Source organism: Epilithonimonas bovis DSM 19482 (genome assembly GCF_900108115.1).
GTDB classification, from domain to species: Bacteria; Bacteroidota; Bacteroidia; order Flavobacteriales; family Weeksellaceae; genus Epilithonimonas; species Epilithonimonas bovis.
The window spans coordinates 58,187-76,319 of the sequence record NZ_FTPU01000003.1 but is presented as its reverse complement, the minus strand read 5'-3'; the positions used below and the strand labels follow the sequence as shown (position 1 = coordinate 76,319).

17 protein-coding genes and 3 tRNA genes are annotated in these 18,133 nt (G+C 38.5%); 8 read left to right on the top strand and 12 right to left on the bottom strand.

Annotated features, from left to right (window positions below):
* Positions 1–56: 56 nt before the first annotated feature.
* The 3 genes from B0B05_RS02020 to B0B05_RS02010 form a co-directional block, all read right to left on the bottom strand.
* A tRNA-Lys gene (locus tag B0B05_RS02020) sits at positions 57–129 on the bottom strand.
* Positions 130–195: 66 nt separating this feature from the next.
* Positions 196–278 (bottom strand) — tRNA-Leu (locus B0B05_RS02015).
* A 34-nt stretch (positions 279–312) separates the two neighbouring features.
* Positions 313–385, bottom strand: a tRNA-Lys gene (locus B0B05_RS02010).
* A 109-nt stretch (positions 386–494) separates the two neighbouring features.
* Between B0B05_RS02010 and B0B05_RS02005 the strand changes: the two genes are divergently transcribed.
* The gene (locus B0B05_RS02005; RefSeq protein ID WP_076781833.1) at positions 495–1,010 is read left to right on the top strand and encodes a shikimate kinase; all 516 of its coding nucleotides are present in this window, start codon (positions 495–497) and stop codon (positions 1,008–1,010) included.
* Here the strand turns inward: B0B05_RS02005 and B0B05_RS02000 are convergent.
* Entirely contained in the window at positions 1,007–1,444 is a 438-nt protein-coding gene (locus B0B05_RS02000; RefSeq protein ID WP_076781832.1) for an RNA-binding S4 domain-containing protein, read from the bottom strand. The two genes, B0B05_RS02005 and B0B05_RS02000, sit on opposite strands and share 4 nt — an antisense overlap.
* A gap of 56 nt (positions 1,445–1,500) precedes the next feature.
* Here B0B05_RS02000 and B0B05_RS01995 point away from each other — a divergent pair, with 56 nt between their 5' ends.
* A complete protein-coding gene (locus B0B05_RS01995; protein WP_076781831.1) occupies positions 1,501–2,259 on the top strand; it encodes a hypothetical protein in 759 nt (252 codons plus the stop codon).
* Between the two features lie 54 nt (positions 2,260–2,313).
* On the opposite strand, the gene B0B05_RS01990 is transcribed toward B0B05_RS01995, so the two are convergent.
* The 4 genes from B0B05_RS01990 to B0B05_RS01975 all read right to left on the bottom strand — a co-directional run bounded on the left by B0B05_RS01990 (position 2,314) and on the right by B0B05_RS01975 (position 7,246).
* A complete protein-coding gene (locus B0B05_RS01990) occupies positions 2,314–3,537 on the bottom strand; it encodes an MFS transporter (protein ID WP_076781830.1) in 1,224 nt (407 codons plus the stop codon).
* Positions 3,538–3,645: 108 nt separating this feature from the next.
* Positions 3,646–4,044 (bottom strand): hypothetical protein, encoded by a 399-nt coding sequence (locus tag B0B05_RS01985; protein ID WP_076781829.1) that lies wholly within the window; start codon positions 4,042–4,044, stop codon positions 3,646–3,648.
* 11 nt (positions 4,045–4,055) lie between these two features.
* Entirely contained in the window at positions 4,056–6,530 is a 2,475-nt protein-coding gene (locus B0B05_RS01980) for a beta strand repeat-containing protein (protein ID WP_245799167.1), read from the bottom strand.
* A 236-nt stretch (positions 6,531–6,766) separates the two neighbouring features.
* Entirely contained in the window at positions 6,767–7,246 is a 480-nt protein-coding gene (locus B0B05_RS01975; RefSeq protein WP_076781827.1) for a T9SS type A sorting domain-containing protein, read from the bottom strand.
* Positions 7,247–7,474: 228 nt separating this feature from the next.
* Between B0B05_RS01975 and B0B05_RS01970 the strand changes: the two genes are divergently transcribed.
* The gene (locus B0B05_RS01970; RefSeq protein ID WP_159435812.1) at positions 7,475–9,562 is read left to right on the top strand and encodes a tetratricopeptide repeat-containing sensor histidine kinase; all 2,088 of its coding nucleotides are present in this window, start codon (positions 7,475–7,477) and stop codon (positions 9,560–9,562) included.
* On the opposite strand, the gene B0B05_RS01965 is transcribed toward B0B05_RS01970, so the two are convergent.
* Both B0B05_RS01965 and B0B05_RS01960 read right to left on the bottom strand, forming a co-directional pair.
* Positions 9,548–10,249, bottom strand: coding sequence for a LytR/AlgR family response regulator transcription factor (locus B0B05_RS01965; RefSeq protein ID WP_076781904.1), 702 nt, complete (start codon positions 10,247–10,249; stop codon positions 9,548–9,550). The genes B0B05_RS01970 and B0B05_RS01965 overlap by 15 nt on opposite strands.
* Positions 10,250–10,351: 102 nt before the next feature.
* Positions 10,352–11,866 (bottom strand): Do family serine endopeptidase, encoded by a 1,515-nt coding sequence (locus B0B05_RS01960; RefSeq protein WP_076781903.1) that lies wholly within the window; start codon positions 11,864–11,866, stop codon positions 10,352–10,354.
* A gap of 240 nt (positions 11,867–12,106) precedes the next feature.
* Here B0B05_RS01960 and B0B05_RS01955 point away from each other — a divergent pair, with 240 nt between their 5' ends.
* The 3 genes from B0B05_RS01955 to mtaB all read left to right on the top strand — a co-directional run bounded on the left by B0B05_RS01955 (position 12,107) and on the right by mtaB (position 14,221).
* Positions 12,107–12,586 (top strand): hypothetical protein, encoded by a 480-nt coding sequence (locus B0B05_RS01955; RefSeq protein ID WP_076781825.1) that lies wholly within the window; start codon positions 12,107–12,109, stop codon positions 12,584–12,586.
* 5 nt (positions 12,587–12,591) lie between these two features.
* A complete protein-coding gene (locus B0B05_RS01950; RefSeq protein ID WP_076781824.1) occupies positions 12,592–12,777 on the top strand; it encodes a DUF6496 domain-containing protein in 186 nt (61 codons plus the stop codon).
* Between the two features lie 85 nt (positions 12,778–12,862).
* Positions 12,863–14,221: a tRNA (N(6)-L-threonylcarbamoyladenosine(37)-C(2))-methylthiotransferase MtaB gene (gene mtaB / locus B0B05_RS01945; RefSeq protein WP_076781823.1), complete on the top strand. Its 1,359-nt coding sequence runs from the start codon at positions 12,863–12,865 to the stop codon at positions 14,219–14,221.
* A 369-nt stretch (positions 14,222–14,590) separates the two neighbouring features.
* Here mtaB and lipA read toward each other — a convergent pair whose 3' ends face one another.
* Both lipA and B0B05_RS01935 read right to left on the bottom strand, forming a co-directional pair.
* Entirely contained in the window at positions 14,591–15,448 is an 858-nt protein-coding gene (lipA, locus tag B0B05_RS01940; protein WP_076781822.1) for a lipoyl synthase, read from the bottom strand.
* A 79-nt stretch (positions 15,449–15,527) separates the two neighbouring features.
* Complete coding sequence (locus tag B0B05_RS01935; RefSeq protein ID WP_076781821.1) at positions 15,528–16,085, bottom strand: RNA polymerase sigma factor; 558 nt, start codon at positions 16,083–16,085, stop codon at positions 15,528–15,530.
* Between the two features lie 213 nt (positions 16,086–16,298).
* Between B0B05_RS01935 and dapF the strand changes: the two genes are divergently transcribed.
* Positions 16,299–17,078, top strand: a complete 780-nt coding sequence (dapF, locus tag B0B05_RS01930; RefSeq protein ID WP_076781820.1) for a diaminopimelate epimerase — start codon at positions 16,299–16,301, stop codon at positions 17,076–17,078.
* A 6-nt stretch (positions 17,079–17,084) separates the two neighbouring features.
* Entirely contained in the window at positions 17,085–18,110 is a 1,026-nt protein-coding gene (mltG, locus tag B0B05_RS01925; protein ID WP_076781819.1) for an endolytic transglycosylase MltG, read from the top strand.
* Positions 18,111–18,133 lie beyond the last annotated feature (23 nt).

Genomic DNA, 18,133 nt, shown 5'->3' with positions numbered 1-18,133 from the left:
GCTTCTACACCAAATCACAAAATATTAATATGAAAAAAATTTACTTGCGTAAATTGTGACCTGGCTGGGATTCGAACCCAGGACCCATACATTAAAAGTGTATTGCTCTACCAGCTGAGCTACCAGGTCGGTCTTTTTTTATTATTGATAAACCATCAATGATAATTGATTATCAATCATCATTTACAGTTTCTGTGCCTGCGACTGGACTCGAACCAGCACATCCTTAGGAAACCACCCCCTCAAGATGGCGTGTCTACCAATTTCACCACACAGGCGAAAAAAAACCCGCGCTTTACGGATTTTTTATTGTGACCTGGCTGGGATTCGAACCCAGGACCCATACATTAAAAGTGTATTGCTCTACCAGCTGAGCTACCAGGTCGGCCACTTCTTAACTTTGCAACAGATTGTTGTTCCGTTTTGAGTGGTGCAAAGATAGGGCTTTTTTTAAAATCTCAAAATTTTTTAAGAACTTTGTTTAAAATAAAATTATGATAATTTCTCTGTTAGGCTACATGGGTAGTGGTAAATCTCACATTTCCAAAAACTTGAGCGAAAAAATAAATTTCAAATTAATTGACCTCGATCAGAAAATTTCTGAGCAGGAATTGCTACCGGTATCAGAAATTTTTGAAAAAAAGGGTGAAATCTACTTTCGCAGACAGGAAAAAAATATTTTGGAAGAGATTTTATCATCAAAAGATGATATTATCCTGAGCCTTGGCGGCGGCACACCGGTTTATTACAACAATATGGAGCTTATTAATCAATCTTCCACCAGTTTTTTTCTCCGGGCTTCTGTAAAAACATTGACGGACCGTGTGCTTCTACAGAAACAATCCCGACCGCTGATTGCCAAATTTGAAGATCATGAGATCCCCGAGTTTATTGCCAAGCATCTTTTTGAAAGAAACCCCTACTACGCCCAGGCCCATTTTACAATAGATACAGACGCAAAGCAGGCTGCCCATATCTCTGATGAAATTATAAAGCACCTTAGGATCTAATCTTCATCATCCTGCTTGTTATTATCAAAAAAAACATCCCAGTCGTCATTATCCATACCTTCTGCATTACTGTCATCCGAATAATCATCCATAGCACGGCGGTCTTTTTTGGTTGGCCTGCCTAATCCTTTTTGGCGGTAATAGTCTTGTGAGGTACGTCTCATTTTCAGGATTTCGTACTGTTCTTTATCGGTCATGTCGGTAACATAATCCGGGACAAGTTTGGCACCAACGCGGCTTTTGGGGATGTCTAAGACTTTTATTTTATAATCAATTTGATTTTTTCTTATTTTAATCAGATCACCTGTTTTCACTTCCCGGGAAGATTTTACAGCACTCTCTCCTACTGCGACTCTGTTTTTTTTGATCTCATCCGCTGCGAGAGTTCTTGTCTTATAAAATCTTACGCTCCACAAAAATTTATCTATTCTCATAATTTTTTATACTTTTGTTCCGTTAAAAATCAACGCAATTTAACGATAATAAAAAAATGAAGAAAATATTATGGGGACTTGCACTGTCTGTAATGGTATTACAAGGGTGTAAAAAGGATGAAGATGATACAGCATCAACTACTGTAGCGGCTGAAAATACAACTCAACAAAACGAATGGGATGATACTGCCATTGCTAAGTTTCTGGATGAGCATTACTTTGATGCCAAAGGAAATGTGGTTGCTTTTAGTGATAGTGATGATACCGACAATAATGAGAAAAAACTTTCTTCTTATGATTTGCAGAAGTTACCATCTGGTGTTATCATTATAAAGAGAGCTGACAGTCTACAGCCCAACCCCGGGAAAACCATTGCCAGTGATGATGCGATCAAAATCATGCAAAATACAACGTCATATATCGCTTTGAAAAGCACAGAAACAGGCGTTGTTTCTTTAACATCTGATGTTACCTTCAGCAATACGATATTGGGTACCGGCGTGCCAGTGTATGACCCGTCTTATTATTATGCAAAACAATCTATGATTGATAAGCTAAACACAACGAACAGTACATCTTACGACAGGACCTATTATGAGATAGAAGGTTTGCGCGAGGGGCTTAGTTACTTCAAATCATTTGATTTGGATGATTCGGCAGATTATAATATGCAGGGGGTAATTATTGTACCTTCCCGAGCTGCTTTTGCCAGAGATGCACACTATGCTTATGGCAGTTACAGCTGGAAAGACCGGACTTTTGTATTTGATTTCCAGATATACAATACAGTTCCAAGGTCGGTAGCCGGAAATTAATATTTAAACTCCAAAATAGAAGAAGCAGTACAAAAATTTGTACTGCTTTTTTTATTATTGATCGTAAGTTTTTACAAACATCCGCTTAACAATTCTGAAAATCAAAAATGCCGTAATTAATAGTACAGTAAAAGATCCATACCACAATACATCAAACCCAAAATGGCTGACTATATACGTTCCTAAAAATGGGGTTATGATAAAAGAAAATGAAAAAGCAATACCGTTAAGACCCATATAAGCGCCTTTGCTGCCTAATCCTGCCCGCATTGCCGTAACTGTTGACATAAAGGGTAATGCCCATATCTCGCCAACTGACAAAATTGTCATCGATAACACAAGGAGCGGAATACTGCTGCCCAACACAAGTAAAAGATAGGACAATCCAGACAGTATAATCCCGGCAAATAAAACCTGATGCATCTTGAGTGTTCTTTCCGCAATGCTCACCAATGGCATCTCAAGCAAAACGATTATAAAACCGCTGTATCCCAAAACAAAACCAATTGTGCTCTGGCTTAGTTTTGCTGCCTCCTTATAAAAAAGTGGAATTGTATTAAAAAACTGGAAAAAGCAGATGGCAAAAACAGTACAAAGTAAACTATAAAATAAAAATGGAAAATCTCGGTAAGGTGACCTTCCTTTTTCTGTAAAGGTCTCTACTGGCAGCATTTTTTTTTGTTTTTGAAAGATCGTATTTCTTTTCCTAAAAAATATTACATAAATAACACCCGCACTGAGCGCAGCAATGGCATTAACAATAAACAGAAAATTATACGATATCCCAGAAAGAATACCTCCTAACGCAGGACCGATAGAAAACCCAAGATTAACAGCCATCCGGTTAAGAGAAAAAGCCTTGGTAAGGTTTTGAGGTTTTGCATACTTGGTAATCGCTACAGAATTTGCCGGCCGAAAGGTATCGCTTATGGTACTCTGCAAAAAAATAAGTACAGCCATCATCTCTACACTTGGAAAAAACGGAATGATCAAAAATATTGGGGCACTGAGAAAAAGGCTCCAACTCTGTATATAATATTCTCCAAATTTATCCGTAAGGTAACCACCTAACCAAGACCCCAAAACTGATCCAATGCCATAAAAGCTTAAGACTAAACCAGCACTTTCTAAGGAAAAACGGAGGTAATCCGTCATATAAACACCCAAAAAAGGTAAAACCATAGAACCTGACCTATTAATAAGCATCACGACAGACAGCATCCAGACTTCCTGCGAAAGACCTTTAAAAGAATTGGTATAAGATTTTAAAATTTGCATAAACACGGGTTGTCTGCAAAAATATTATTTATTAGCTCAACTCGGTAATAGTAGTATTAGAAATAAAAAAAGGCTTACCGATGGATAAACCTTTTGATTTTAGAATTATTAATTTTTTGGGATTGTCTTTTTGATTTCTTCTAATGTTGCTTTATTAGATAATCCACTTGTTTGACTGGTTTTTACACCACTTTGTGCCATGTTTTTCTTTCTGCCGGGGATGCTTGCAAGTAATTCTTCTGTGCTAACTGTATTGGGTAGTAAGTTACCCGATTTAGCATTAGAACCGGAGCTTATTTTATGTGGCTCGATACCTTGTTCTGATGCAAGTTTTGATGATTGGTTAACGATCTTTTGATCATCTTTCTTTTTCAGCATTTTTAGCTCTAATGCTTTTGCATCTTTTATGTTTTGTATGTCATCTTGTTTTTCACTGGTCTTATTTTCCTGAGCCTTTAGCAAAAAACTGCCGGAAAGAAGTGCTACTGTTATGAATAATGTTTTCATTATGATTAATTTTATTTGATACTTACTAAAACTTTTATTTTACCTACTGATGGATTATTGTAATCCTGAAGGGCTTTACCCAGAACCTGCCCAATTTTAATTTTGCCTGCGTCTCCTTTCATAGCGACACCAGGTACTGAAGAAGTCACAAGCAGATCACCTCTTTTGATCGCCCCACCTTCCAGGCAAACTTTTGTCGGGATGACGCCTATCACACCCATAGGAACTTTATCAATCAATTCAGAATCGATATTTTCTTCGGTTAAAAGCACGCCTGGTTTAGTCGCGTATACACCAGCTACCAGAGAAGAGTACGGCTCCGCTGACTTTGTAACGGTTCTGTCTGAATCGGTTGAGATTACCAAAATATCGCCGGCCTCATAGGTTGAAAAATGTCCTTCCACATCAAAGGCTTCGGCCACATCGGCACCACTATTCTGTGTTCCACCGTTAAAAAACCCCCTTCCCGCTTTATTAATTCTGGCCATATTACTACTTTCACTTTGGAAGACAGCGAGATTGCCTGATGCACCTGTGTGATTTACAAAAAATGCCGATCCTGTTCCTGCATTTGTAACAGCCAGGGTACTCTGTCCGTTGGCTGTATTAAAATTCCTAAAATATCCTGCTCTGCCAAGCCCAAAATTAGGAACCGAAGCCTCAATAGCAGAACCCGTACCGTTAACCGATGTACTGATGCCATCACCGTTTTGTGTTGCATTCACAGTCAGCGCATCTGCAGTTCCGTCATTAAGGACAATAACAGCACTAGTCCCGGATGACACATTGCGCTGATAAAACAGACCCGCATAACCACCTGTTCCAACAGATTCTCCATATACTCCGGCGGTACCAAAGTTGGCAAAGATAGAATTCACTTTACCATGTAGGGCAGCTGATGTACCATTTGTATTATCTACGAAAAAATCGCCTGCTATAGAATTCCCTACTGAAGTGGAAGTTAAAACAGGATTGGTATTGGAGGTATTGAAGTTTTTAAACTCCGCTGCCTTACCGGTACTGAAAGAAGGCACCCAACCATAAACAGCACGTCCTGCGCCATCAACACTTGCCTCTACAGCATCTCCGTCTTTACCTGCATTGGCAAGAAATGCGTCACCGTTACCATCACTTATTGCCACAAGAGCCCGGCCATTACCTGTAGTATTTGATGCGTGAAACAGGCCGCCAAAACCGCCGGTTCCTGAAGAGACACCAAAAATACCTGCTGCTCCAAAGTTTCCAAAAATAGTTTTCACTTCACTTCTTACACCTGCACTCACACTGTTTGTATTGCTTGAAAGAAACGAGGCAACATTGCCCTGGGTATTATCTGGTATGTTTCCGTTACCATTAGACTCTACCTCAAAAGTATTTTTGTCATTAGAACTATTTAAATTTTCAAAACGCCCTGCGCGTCCTTTGCTGCTATTAGTACCAATCTGCCCCAAAACTCCGACTGCTGTACCACTAGCATTACCGGATATAAATCCTCTTACACCATACCCACCACCGTCATTGCGCCCAACAACAGCTCCGGCGATATTGCTCGTAGTTCTGCCAACAACAGCCTCACCGTTACCGTCATTATCACCTACAATTCCTGCAGAAGATTGCTGATTAGCGATCCCATGGATGGCAAAACCACCAATCGTAGAACTTTGAATTCCTTCACCACTTCCTGTTGTAGACACATTAATAACAGTGCCGTTACCCACTGTAGAAGCATTAAGCACATTATTGTTATTAGCATTATTAAAAACAGCAATGCTGGCCGGTATCCCATTAGTACTGGTTGCGGTAAGACCTGTACCGGCAGTACTGTTTGCATAGACTCCTGTACCAGACGCAGAAGAATTACCATAAACGCCAAGCCCGTTTGGTGTAACACCATAAACACCCCATCCGGAGCCGGCCTGCGATCCCCACACACCGATCCCCAGTCCACCAGTGCCATTATTCATACCCTTTACTGCGGATGAAAAACCGCCAGGAGATGTGCTTGTAACTTCACCTCTTACTGCAGAAATGCTGGATGTGGTTGCATTATTCTGCCCTACAATAGAGCTACCATCGCCATTATTGGCTAAGGTAAATAGATCGGTGGCATTTGTCAAAGTATTGGTATAAGGCAGAACAAAACTCCCGCCTCCGCCGCCGGCAGATTTTGCGTACAATGCATAAGGGACGCTTAATAACTGGCTTGTACCGGTAACAGTATAGTTTGTGCCGCCGGCCGGGTCGGTCTCCGTTTTCAGATAATAGGAATTTCCGCCCCAGTTAATGGTGCTGAATGTTCCGCTAAGAACCGTTCCGGAGCCTATCTCAAGGCTAACCAAACCATTCACATTGGTTGTGCCTGTAATTCTCTCTGAATATACAACAGTGCCCGAGGCAGAACCTTGCAAAACACTCACTCTCACAGCTACATTTTGATTGGACAGCAACTGGCCGGAGGCGTTGCGAACAATAGACTGATAGCTCATCTTTTCCGGAGCCTGAGCAGAAACCAGGTAAGTACCCAGGGCTAATGCTGCAATTAATACAATTTTTTTTCATATGTAATATTTATTTTTTATTATAGTCATATGCAATCGCCTAATTTTCATTGGTGTTTGAGTTTTCAAATTTGGGCGATTTCATATATAAAATTTTTTGTTTTTTGATGAATAATCAGCTATTGCAATTGCTAAAAAATACTTGCACATAGCCTTTGATCAAATTATTTTTTGATAATCTTAAATGTTTTGACTTTCTGGTTTTTCTGCAAAATCTGCATGATGTAAACGGAAGAAGGCAGTAATGAAAAGTCCAGTTCGGATTTTTGTTGATTGAGGCGGCCTGTCTTAAGTTGCCTGCCCTGCGAATCAAACAGGATATAATCAGAATTATGATAGTTTTGGTCACCGAATTCTACAAACACTACATCCCTCACAGGATTGGGATAGAGAAGTATATTGCGGTCTTTGCCGGCCAAATCTTCTACTGCCAGTGTTATAATCTCATAGGCATGTTGTACACCTTCCATCACTTGTGCATTCGTCCCTTTTTGCAGGTAATCTATCTGCCCTACAGAATATGTGGCACTGCCGCCGCTGCCACTGGCCATGTTACCGGCAGCCAAAATTGTTTTCTGAGCCTTTAACAATCCTGCAGGCAGCATTAGCAGGAAAATCAGGCTAAATAATAGTTGATGTTTCATATGTAGATTTTTGTTTTTAGTGGTGATATGTTATCGCCTTAATCTTTATTGGTGATTGTGTTACCAGGTTAAATCATGGTGATTCCAAAGGATAAATATTTATAACCCAAAGATATATTCAGGCGATACCAGTAAAACTTTATAATAGACTAACGACAATTTTAATAGACCAATGACATGGATGAAAAAATTATTGTAGCTTTATATTTATATTATAAACCATTAATAATGAGGAAAATATACCTGCTATTTTCATTACTCTCATTATTGCTATTGCCCGCACAGAAGCAACCGGATCTCTATTTATATAAAACATCAGAAGAGAAAATCAAAGCCTGGGAAGCCTATTGTGAGTCTTTGGCAGAGTCAGAAAATTATACTTTGCTTATCCGTGAGGCAGAAACCGGCATTCATCTTTCCAAAGAGTATCCCAGGTATTTATCCCAATTTTATTTTTACAAAGGTTATGGTTATGAGTACACCAATAATCAATACAGGTCTGCTGCTGCTAATTTTGAAAAATCGCTGAAGCTTGCGCAACAAACTCATTATCTGAAGCAAGAGGCTTTGTCACTCATGCGGCTGAATTATATGTATTACTCTCTGAAAGAATTTAAAAAAGGAGAAGACCTCATTAATTATGTTAAAAAAATTGTGGATACGGTAAGAACCCGTCATTCTAAAGCCATATTATTAGGAAGTATCGGCGAATATTACCTGGACAGATCAGAGTTTGAAAACTTTATCAATTATAAACTCAAAGCTATTGATTACCTGCTCCTTGATAAAAATAAAAACGAACTCAATGATAACAATATTGGTGTGTCTTACCTCCAGATTGCTGATGCTTATAATGATATGAAGCAATACGAAAAGGCGATAGAATATTGTAATTATGCCACCTCTTATCTCAAAAAATCAGATGGCATTGCCTTTTTATATAACACCTTTATAGAAGCGTATACCCGTCTGGGGAAAATAGACCTTGCAAAAAAATATTACACCGAGTTGTATGAGACTGCAAGATACAATCCCATGCTCTTTCTCAACATCAGTTATGCCAACAGGAATATGTCTGAGTTTTATCTGGATAAAAACAGGTTGAACCTGGCCGATGATTATGCAGACAAGGCTCTACTTTTTGCAACAAAGTCTAATGACGAAGAGATCCTGATGGAGGCCAATACAATCAAAGGGAAAGTTCTCTTTCAACAGGGAAAATACCGTCAGGCCATTACCACCCTCACAAAAGCGCTTAATTTTGCTTATGTCTATGACAAACGGTTTTATTCTGAAATTAATAAAAAACTATCCGAAAGCTACGCCGCCCAAAACCAATGGAAAAAAGCTTATGAGTATTATAAAGCTTACAGCCAGACGAATGATTCTCTTGCGCTCGAGTCCGGAAAACAGAGTTTGGCCAATGCAGAAGCACAATTTCAAAACAAAGGAAAAATGCAGGAAATAAAATCTCTTGTTACCGAAAATACCATCCACGAATTAAATATAAAAAATTCAGAGAAGCAAAGAATCTATCTCCTGTCTGGCCTTGTTGCCATTGGCATCATCGGAGGATTGCTATATTACCAGAGCAACAACAGAAAAAAAATCAACCGCAAACTCATGAAACTGAATGCGGAACTGGATAAGGCCAATAAAACCAAAATGCAGTTTTTTGGGATACTGAATCATGACCTCAGAAGCCCTGTAATATCCCTAATTAACTTTCTGCACCTGCAAAAAGAGGCGCCGGAAATGATGAATAATGAAACCAAAGACCGCCTCGAGCTGCAAACAACCAAAGCCACAGAACAGCTATTAAACCAGATGGAAGATCTATTGCTTTGGAGCAAAGGCCAAATGGATAATTTTGTCCCTGCACTGAAACATTACAAAGTTGAGGATATCTTTTCCGAAGTGAAAAATGAATTTGTGTGGGTTCAGAATATTGATATATCCTTTCGTAACCCACAAGAGATGACGATCTACACAGACAAAGAATACCTTAAAACTATTATACGCAACCTCATCAACAACAGTATCAAAGTGTTACAAAATAAAAGCGGCGCACTTATCATCTGCCGGGCCTGGGAAGAAAATGCGGAAAGTGTAATAGAAATTTCCGACAACGGTGGCGGGGCTAATCTGGATAAATTCCGTGCGCTGTATGATGACCGGGAAAGTGTAGGATTACGAACCGGGTTGGGTTTGCATGTTATCAGAGACCTATGCAAATCGATCCACTGCAACATCGATGTAAAAAGTGATCTGCTGATTGGTGAAACTTATATTATTTTGAGATCAAAAAAAGTTTAAATTCTCCTTAAAAGCCCGGCCAATTGGGAGACTGATATTATTGTGGCTTATCATAACTTCGTAGCTGTTTTTTCTGGTAATAAGATGTTTGGGTACAGCGTAACTTTTATGGATTCTTACAAAAGTGGAAAAATGACGGTCTTTTAGAATCTGCCCGATGGATGAGAGCACGCAGTGTTTTTTTTGAGCTGTTATAAGACGCGTATAATCTTTCAGGGCTTCCAGATATATAATATCAGAAATCTTGATCTGTACGGTCTCATGCCCTTCTTTGATATTCAAAAACTGGGATCCTGTAAGGATATCAAAATATTCTGACTTTTCTTTCATACTGAAGAAATCAGCCAGTTTATTGACAGAATAGTCAAAGCGTTCTTTCTTAAGAGGTTTTGAGATAAAATCCAGAGTATCCAGTTCAAATGTTTCTACAGCATATTCCGGATGGGAACTGATGAAAATGCAGGCCGGCACGTGCTGGTACATCTTTCTCATCTCTATCCCCGAGCAATCCGGCAAATCGATATCCAGAAAGAGTAAGTCCACGGTATCATTGATCAGCGCTTTGGCATTTTCAGCAGAATCCACAGCGGCGACCAGCTCCAGTATATCCTGTTGTTTAACAAGATGTTGGAGCATCAATCGATCAATTTCCTGATCTTCTACGATTATGCATCTAATTTTTTTCATACCATTGGCATAAGTCAAAGTTAGAAAAAAAAGTAATCCGATGATAAAAACAAAAAACCCAATCTTTTTCAGGATTGGGTTTCAATTTTTTAAGACTAACTGTTATGGCATTTTAAAACCTCTTGTGGTAATCCTACCATAGCTGTCTACATATTTTACCTGAACGTTACCTTTGTATCCATTCAGTATTTTTTCAACATCTTTTTGGGAGTTAACCGGTTTTCCATTGATTTCCATTACGATATAATTATCTACAACGCCAATTTTATCCATCTCGCTGCCCTCGGTAATATTTTTGGCAATTACTCCGCTTTCAAGGCCGTAATCAGTTTTCACTCTTTCGCTAAGCGGCTCAAACTCAGATCCAATCTTTTCTGTTACAGACAGATCAGCTTTGCTTCTGGATGAGGTTCCGCCCTTTTGGTCCTTCAATGTTACAGTAACTGTGTTGGGTTTTCCGTTTCTGGTATATGTCACAGCTACTTTGTCACCAGGACGTCTGCTTCCGATGGCAAAAGAGAGATCTGCAAAGCTGCCAATAGTGGTATTATCAATTTTTGTAATAACGTCGCCCATCCTGATGCCTGCATCCTCAGCGCCGCTTTTCCCTGTAACTTCGGTTACAAAGATACCGTCTCCCACTTTCAGGTTAGATTTATTTTTTTGATTATAGGCCGCAACCTGCATATCATTGGAAAGGTCAAGACTTCCCACGCCCAAGAAACCTCTTTGTACCAAGCCATATTTCTTAATGTCTTCTACAATTTTCCTGGCAAGATTAGATGGCACTGCAAATCCGTAGCCTTCATAATAACCGGTTTTGGACTGGATGGCAGTATTAATACCAATCAGATCACCATTGATATTAACCAGAGCTCCACCACTGTTACCAGGATTAATGGCCGCATCCGTCTGGATAAAGTTTTCTATAGGCGTTCTGGACTGCTGGCTAAGTATATCAATACTTCTTCCTTTGGCAGAAACAATCCCTGCGGTTACGGTAGAGTTAAGCCCAAGCGGGTTACCTACAGCCAAAACCCATTGTCCCACTTCTACCATATCAGAGTTGGCAAAATTAAGGTAAGGCAAACCTTTTTCTTCAATTTTAAGCAACGAAATATCTGTATTAGGATCTGTCCCAATTAAGGTGGCAACATAAGATTTCTTATTGCTTAAGACGACTTCCAGCTTATTAGCGCCTGCTACAACGTGATTATTAGAAATAATGTAGCCATCCGGCGAAATAATTACACCAGAACCTAATCCCGAAGGCATATTCTTAGGCGTTTGCTGTGGTTGCTGTCTTTGCTGGTTTCCACCAAATGGGCCAAAGAAAAAATCGAACATATCACTTTCAGAAACTCTTTGAGAAGCTCTGTCCTGATAATTTTTAATAGTTACTACTGCCGGAACTGTAGTTTTGGACGCTTTTACAAAGTCATCACCTACTGCAGATCCCATTCCTACAAAGGCAGAATTTTTAGACGATTTTGTAAAATAGGAGAAATCTTCTCCGTTGTTTTCTGAACTATAATATTGGCTGGCTCCGAAAACTGTTGCTCCCGATATTACTCCGGTCAATGCAAAAGGCATTAGTTTTTTTAATGTATTCTTCATTTTAATATTCATTTCTTTTTTGAGATTTTTGTTAGACAAATTTAATGCTAAATTAGTATGAACTAAAAATTTAGTGTTACACTTTTAACGAAGTTTAACCATTTTTAAAAATTTATTAATATTAAGAAGCAAAATGCTGTCAGACATCCAATTGATTAACATCATTTTATAGGATATTTCTTCTCAACATATGACAGCTTGGCAGAATAATTGTTATAAATAATCAAAAAAAATCAGATTATGGAAAACGAAAATATCATTGATAAACTAACAAAATACGAGTATGATGACAGCAACCTGTACACAGGTTTTGACTCTGTGGGGGAAGCCAAAAAATTTGCTGAAGAAAGAAACGGAAGATTACTGGAAGTAGGTTTTTTGGACGGTAATGATAATCCAGTAGAAGACAATTCACAACATTTATTGGATAATAACAAGGTTTATCAGGCTTACGCTGGCCCTGATTACAAAATTTTGCAATCGTCTGATGAAGGCTTTCAGGAGATTGCTGATAAACTCAAAGAACGACAAACAGAAATTACAGATAAAAGCCCGGACGAAAAATATTTCTCTGATGCCGACTGGCAGATAAAAGAAGATGCAGTTATTGTTTTATACAAAGGAGAGGTAGAAAACATAACCTCTCGGGAGCGTTCAAAATATCTGATGCATACCAAAGTTTATGAATTGGCGGTAAGCGTCCCAAAATCCAAAGAATAATATATATGGCAACTACAAAAAAATATTCTGACAAAGCTCAGGATAAAGTTGGAAAAGTAATGCAGGAATACAAAGAAGGCAAACTAAAATCCAGCTCAGGTGACAAAGTCACAAGTAGAAAGCAAGCTGTTGCAATAGGTATTTCCGAAGCAAGGGAAAAAGGGCTGAAAGTCCCAAAAAAGAAAAATTAAGTATTAAAATCCGGTTTCTACCGGATTTTTTTTGGAAATACTTCATTTGGAAGGTTTTGGATTTTATTAATAACTTTGCATCCTTATGTCAGATGTAATTTCACAACCAAAAACCGTTGCTTTTCATACACTTGGCTGCAAACTGAATTTTGCAGAAACCTCTACCATTGCCCGACAATTGACGGATGCCGGTTATCAGAAAGTTAATTTTGATGAGCCCGCAAAAGTATATATCATTAATACATGTTCTGTTACAGAAAATGCTGATAAAGAGTGCAAACTACATGTGAAACGGGCAGCAAAAGCAAATCCCGACGGATTGGTGGTCATCATTGGCTGTTATGCCCAACTGAAACCGGAGGAGATATCGGCGATTGATGGTGTGGATTTGGTTTTAGGAGCCAAAGAAAAATTTAACATCCTGAGTTATCTCGATGATTTGGAAAAATCTGAAAGCTTTGCCCAGATCCATTCCTGTGAGATAGATGAAGCCGATTTTTTCGTAGGTTCTTATTCTATTGGTGACAGGACCCGAGCTTTTCTCAAAGTTCAGGATGGATGTGATTACAAATGCACGTATTGCACAATTCCTTTAGCCAGAGGGATTTCACGTTCGGATACCATTGATAATGTTGTTAATAATGCCAAAGAAATTGCTGCGAGAGATATAAAAGAAATTGTTTTAACAGGCGTTAATATAGGTGATTACGGCAAAGGTGAATTTGGCAACAAAAAACACGAGCATACTTTTCTTGATCTTATCACTGAGCTTGATAAAGTTGATGGCATCGAGAGAATCCGAATATCATCCATCGAACCGAATCTTCTCAAAGATGAAAGTATAGACTTAGTTTCCAAGAGCAGAAGTTTTGTACCGCATTTTCACATCCCATTACAATCCGGTAGCGATGAATTGCTAAAAAAAATGAAACGCCGTTATCTGACCACTTTGTACAAGAATCGTGTCGCAAAAATCAGAGAAGTCATGCCTGATGCAGCCATTGGCGTGGATGTAATTGTGGGATTTCCCGGCGAGACAGAAGCATTGTTTATGGAGACTTACAATTTCCTGAACAGTTTGCCCATTAGCTATCTTCATGTTTTCACCTATTCCGAAAGAGAAAATACAGAAGCGGCTTCTATGGATGGTGCAGTTCCCATCCCTGAACGAAAACGAAGAAACAAAATGCTGCGTATCCTTTCTGAAAAAAAGAAAATGGAATTCTACAGAACGCAGTTAGGTAAAAAACTGCCAGTGTTGTGGGAACATGAGGACAAAAACGGTTTTATGCACGGTTTCACAGAAAACTATGTCCGTGTCACCAAACCTTTTGATATCCAGTCTGTCAACCAGATAGAAAATATCATCCTGGACAAGATTCTGGAAGATGGTTCGGTATCCATAAAAGCGACGCAGTTTGAGGATTTTTTGGCTAAGGTTTAAGACTTGCATTTAATATTTTTAGAGGTCATAGATCTTTTCATATCACGAAATATCCTTTATTGAAAGGATTTCTGATTATTTTTAGTTCTCGCATATTATTATGATTACACAGATTCTCAAATTTAAATCTTTAAAATCTGCATTATTATTGAGAACACTATATTTTTCAGTATGTAATTAAATGATGACCTCTAAACATTTTAATTTTTTACTTATGTTCTTGAAACGTATTGGTGATATATTTTTAAACTACAATATTTTGATTTTTAGCCTTTTATTTATTTTATAATTAAGTTTTGTAATTCACAATAAAAAAGCCGGAAGTTAAAACCCTCCGACTTTTTATAAATATTTGAAATTCAATAATAATTAATGGATATGCTTCTCTGCGTGGTAAGAACTTCTCACCAATGGAGAACTTTCTACGTGTCGAAAACCTAAATTGCGCGCAAACTCACCAAATTCATCAAACTCCTCTGGTGTAATAAAACTTTTCACAGGCAGATGCTTTTTGGTGGGCTGCAAATATTGCCCCAGCGTGATCACGTCCACATTCGCGTTCCTGATATCTTCAATCGTTTGGAAAACCTCATCTTTAGTTTCGCCCAAGCCCAACATGACACCGGTTTTGGTGCGGTTTTGCCCGGCTTCTTTCAGGTATCTGAGAACGTCTAAACTTCGCTCGTACTTGGCCTGGATTCTTACTTCTCTTGTAAGCCGTTTCACAGTTTCCATATTATGAGAGATCACTTCCGGCGCTGCGTCTATCATCCTGTCCAGATGTTTTGTAATCCCCTGAAAATCGGGAATCAGCGTTTCCATCGTAGTTCCGGGAGAAATCCTGCGCACGGCATTCACCGTTTCTGCCCACAGGATAGAGCCCATATCTTTGAGGTCATCTCTGTCAACGGATGTTAAAACAGCATGTTTAATTTTCATTAATTTGATAGACCGGGCTACCTTTTCCGGCTCGTCCCAGTTGACATTCTCGGGTTTTCCGGTCTTTACGCCACAAAATCCACAAGAGCGTGTACACACGTTTCCTAAGATCATAAAGGTGGCTGTTCCCTCGCCCCAGCACTCGCCCATATTGGGGCAGCTTCCGCTTTGGCAAATGGTGTTGAGTTTATATTTGTCTACCAAATTTCTCAGTTCACGGTAATTTTTACCAGTTGGTAATTTTACGCGTATCCATTTGGGTTTTTGTGATACAATTGTTTCTTCCATTACTCGGTTTAAGATTTTTTATCCTTGTGTTAGGTTTCCTTGCAAACCAACAGCTGCGAACATCTTATTCTAATTCGTTTTAAAAATCCGTTTCATCTTCTTTTAAAAGTTCTGCCAGGATTTTTTTGGCTCTCATGATTCTCACTTTTGCATTGGCAACCGAGAGATTAAGTTCTTCTGCAATTTCTTTGATGCTTTTTTCTTCAAAAAACCTCAGGCGGATGATATCCTGATTTTTAGCATCCATTGTTTCTATTATCTTAATAATTTTTTGCTGGTCTTCTTCAGAAATCAATAATTCTTCCGGAGATCTTGCAAAATCATTTTTGTGGTTGTGCAACTCAGCACTTGCATCTTCGTTTTCCCGGCTTTTTTTTCTCCAGAAATCGATGATCGTATTCTGTGCAATCGTGAGTATCCAGGTTTTGAACTGAAAATTGGGATCAAAAAGATCAAGCTTGTTGAGTACTTTTGAAAATACAGAAACTGTAATTTCATCCGCATCATTCTCATCTTTTACCCTGTTCATCACAAAAGAAAAAACATCCACCCAAAATAGATTAATGAGTTGTGTCTGAGCCTTTTGATTTTTTTCTCTGGCCTTTAAGATAAGAGCAAGGAGTTGATCTTCTTTCATTTTTTCAATAGACAAAGATAAATAATAATATTAAAATAAATCCAAACGCCGGAATTGAGAAATTCTATCAAGCCGGTTAATAACAATCAGAGATTTAGATTGATTTTAAATAACAAATATCAAGATTGCAATCCTTATAAATTGACTAATTTTACAGGCTTGATTTTTGCAGCAAGAGAATCATTAATTAATTAAAAATCAGATTAGTAACTCATGAAATTTTATAAATACCAGGGAACAGGCAATGATTTTGTAATGATAGACAACCGTTTGGGCGAATGGGACGATCTTTCTAATGAAACAATACAAAAGCTTTGTGACCGCAGGTTTGGGATTGGTGCAGATGGCCTTATCAAAATTAATACAGCACAAGGTGTAGATTTTGAAGTGGATTATTACAATTCCGACGGATCAAAAAGTTTTTGTGGTAATGGCGCGAGATGTTCTGTAGCTTTTGCCCATTTCCTACGGATTATAGAAGACAAAACCACTTTTTCCGCCATTGATGGTCTCCACGAAGCTGAAATTAATAACGGCATAGTTAAACTAAAAATGGGAGATGTTGCCTCCATTTCCAAGGACGGAGACAGTTATGTTTTGAACACTGGTTCACCTCATTTTATACAATATGTAGATGATGTTAGCAACTATGATGTTTATAGAAATGGTAACAAAATCAGAAATTCTGACACTTATAGAAAAGATGGCATCAATGTTAACTTTGTACAAGTGATATCCGAAAAAGAACTTTTTGTAAGAACTTATGAGCGTGGCGTAGAAGATGAAACGTACAGCTGCGGCACTGGCGTAACGGCGGCTGCTTTAACTTTTATGCAAAATAATAATCAAACATCTGTTGGAATAAAAGTCAAAGGTGGCCGGCTGAAAGTATACGCCGAAAAAGAGGGTGAAGGATTCCGTAACATCTGGCTGGAAGGCCCTGCCAATCAGGTTTTTGAAGGAGAAATCAACATAAAAAGCCTGACATTTTAAAAAATTATGAAAAAAATAATTCCTGTCATATTTATCATTATAATCGTTATCCTCGGATTTTTCGGATTCAGGTTTTATAATAAATATCTTGGTAACAATGTAGCAAAAGAAGGTTTTGTCCTTATACCTCATAAAGCGGGTTATAAGCAAATCCTGGATTCTATCACACCATTCATCAAAAACAAAGACAACTTTCTAAGTATTGCTGATGATAAAGACCTGAAAGACAACTTCAAACCCGGCCGATACGAACTGAAACGCGGAATGAATAACCGCGAAATCACCAATATGATCCTTGCCGGTAATCAGACACCCAATTCTTTCCGCATCAAAGATTTTGATGATGTCTATCAGATGATTGGCAGAGTGAGCAAAAAGACGGAGACAGATTCGGCCACGTTTATCCAAAAGTTGGATGAGATCGCCATCAGCAGAGGTTATAAAAATGCAGAGGATCTCAAGAAATATTTTTTCAATAACACTTATGATTTTTTCTGGACTGTAACACCAAAAGAATTTTTTGAAAAATTTGATAACGATTACAAAGATTTTTGGACAGCAGAGAGGATCACAAAAGAAAAACAGTCCGGGTTAACCAGAGATCAAATCTATGCATTGGCATCGATTGTTTATAAAGAATCTGGGGGAAAACCCGATGAACAGAGAACAATCGCAGGTTTATACATCAACCGTTACCGAAAAGGGATGAAACTGCAAAGTGACCCAACCGTTATCTATGCCGTAAGCAAAGCCAGCAATTTTACCAAGCAAATCAAAAGAGTCTATTTCAAAGACCTTAAAGAGCCGTCGCCTTACAACACTTACGCTAACAAAGGCATTCCGCCGGGGCCGATCTGTATTGTTGACAAAAACTCTTTGAACGCTGTCCTGGACGCCGAAAAAAACAACTATATCTATATGTGTGCTGATCCTTCGAAATTTGGTTATCATAAGTTTACAGATAATGATGCGCAGCATGCCAGCAATGCCAAGGCTTACCAAGATTGGCTGAACAGCCGTCAGATAAAATAAAAAGAACGAAACGAAAATTTAAA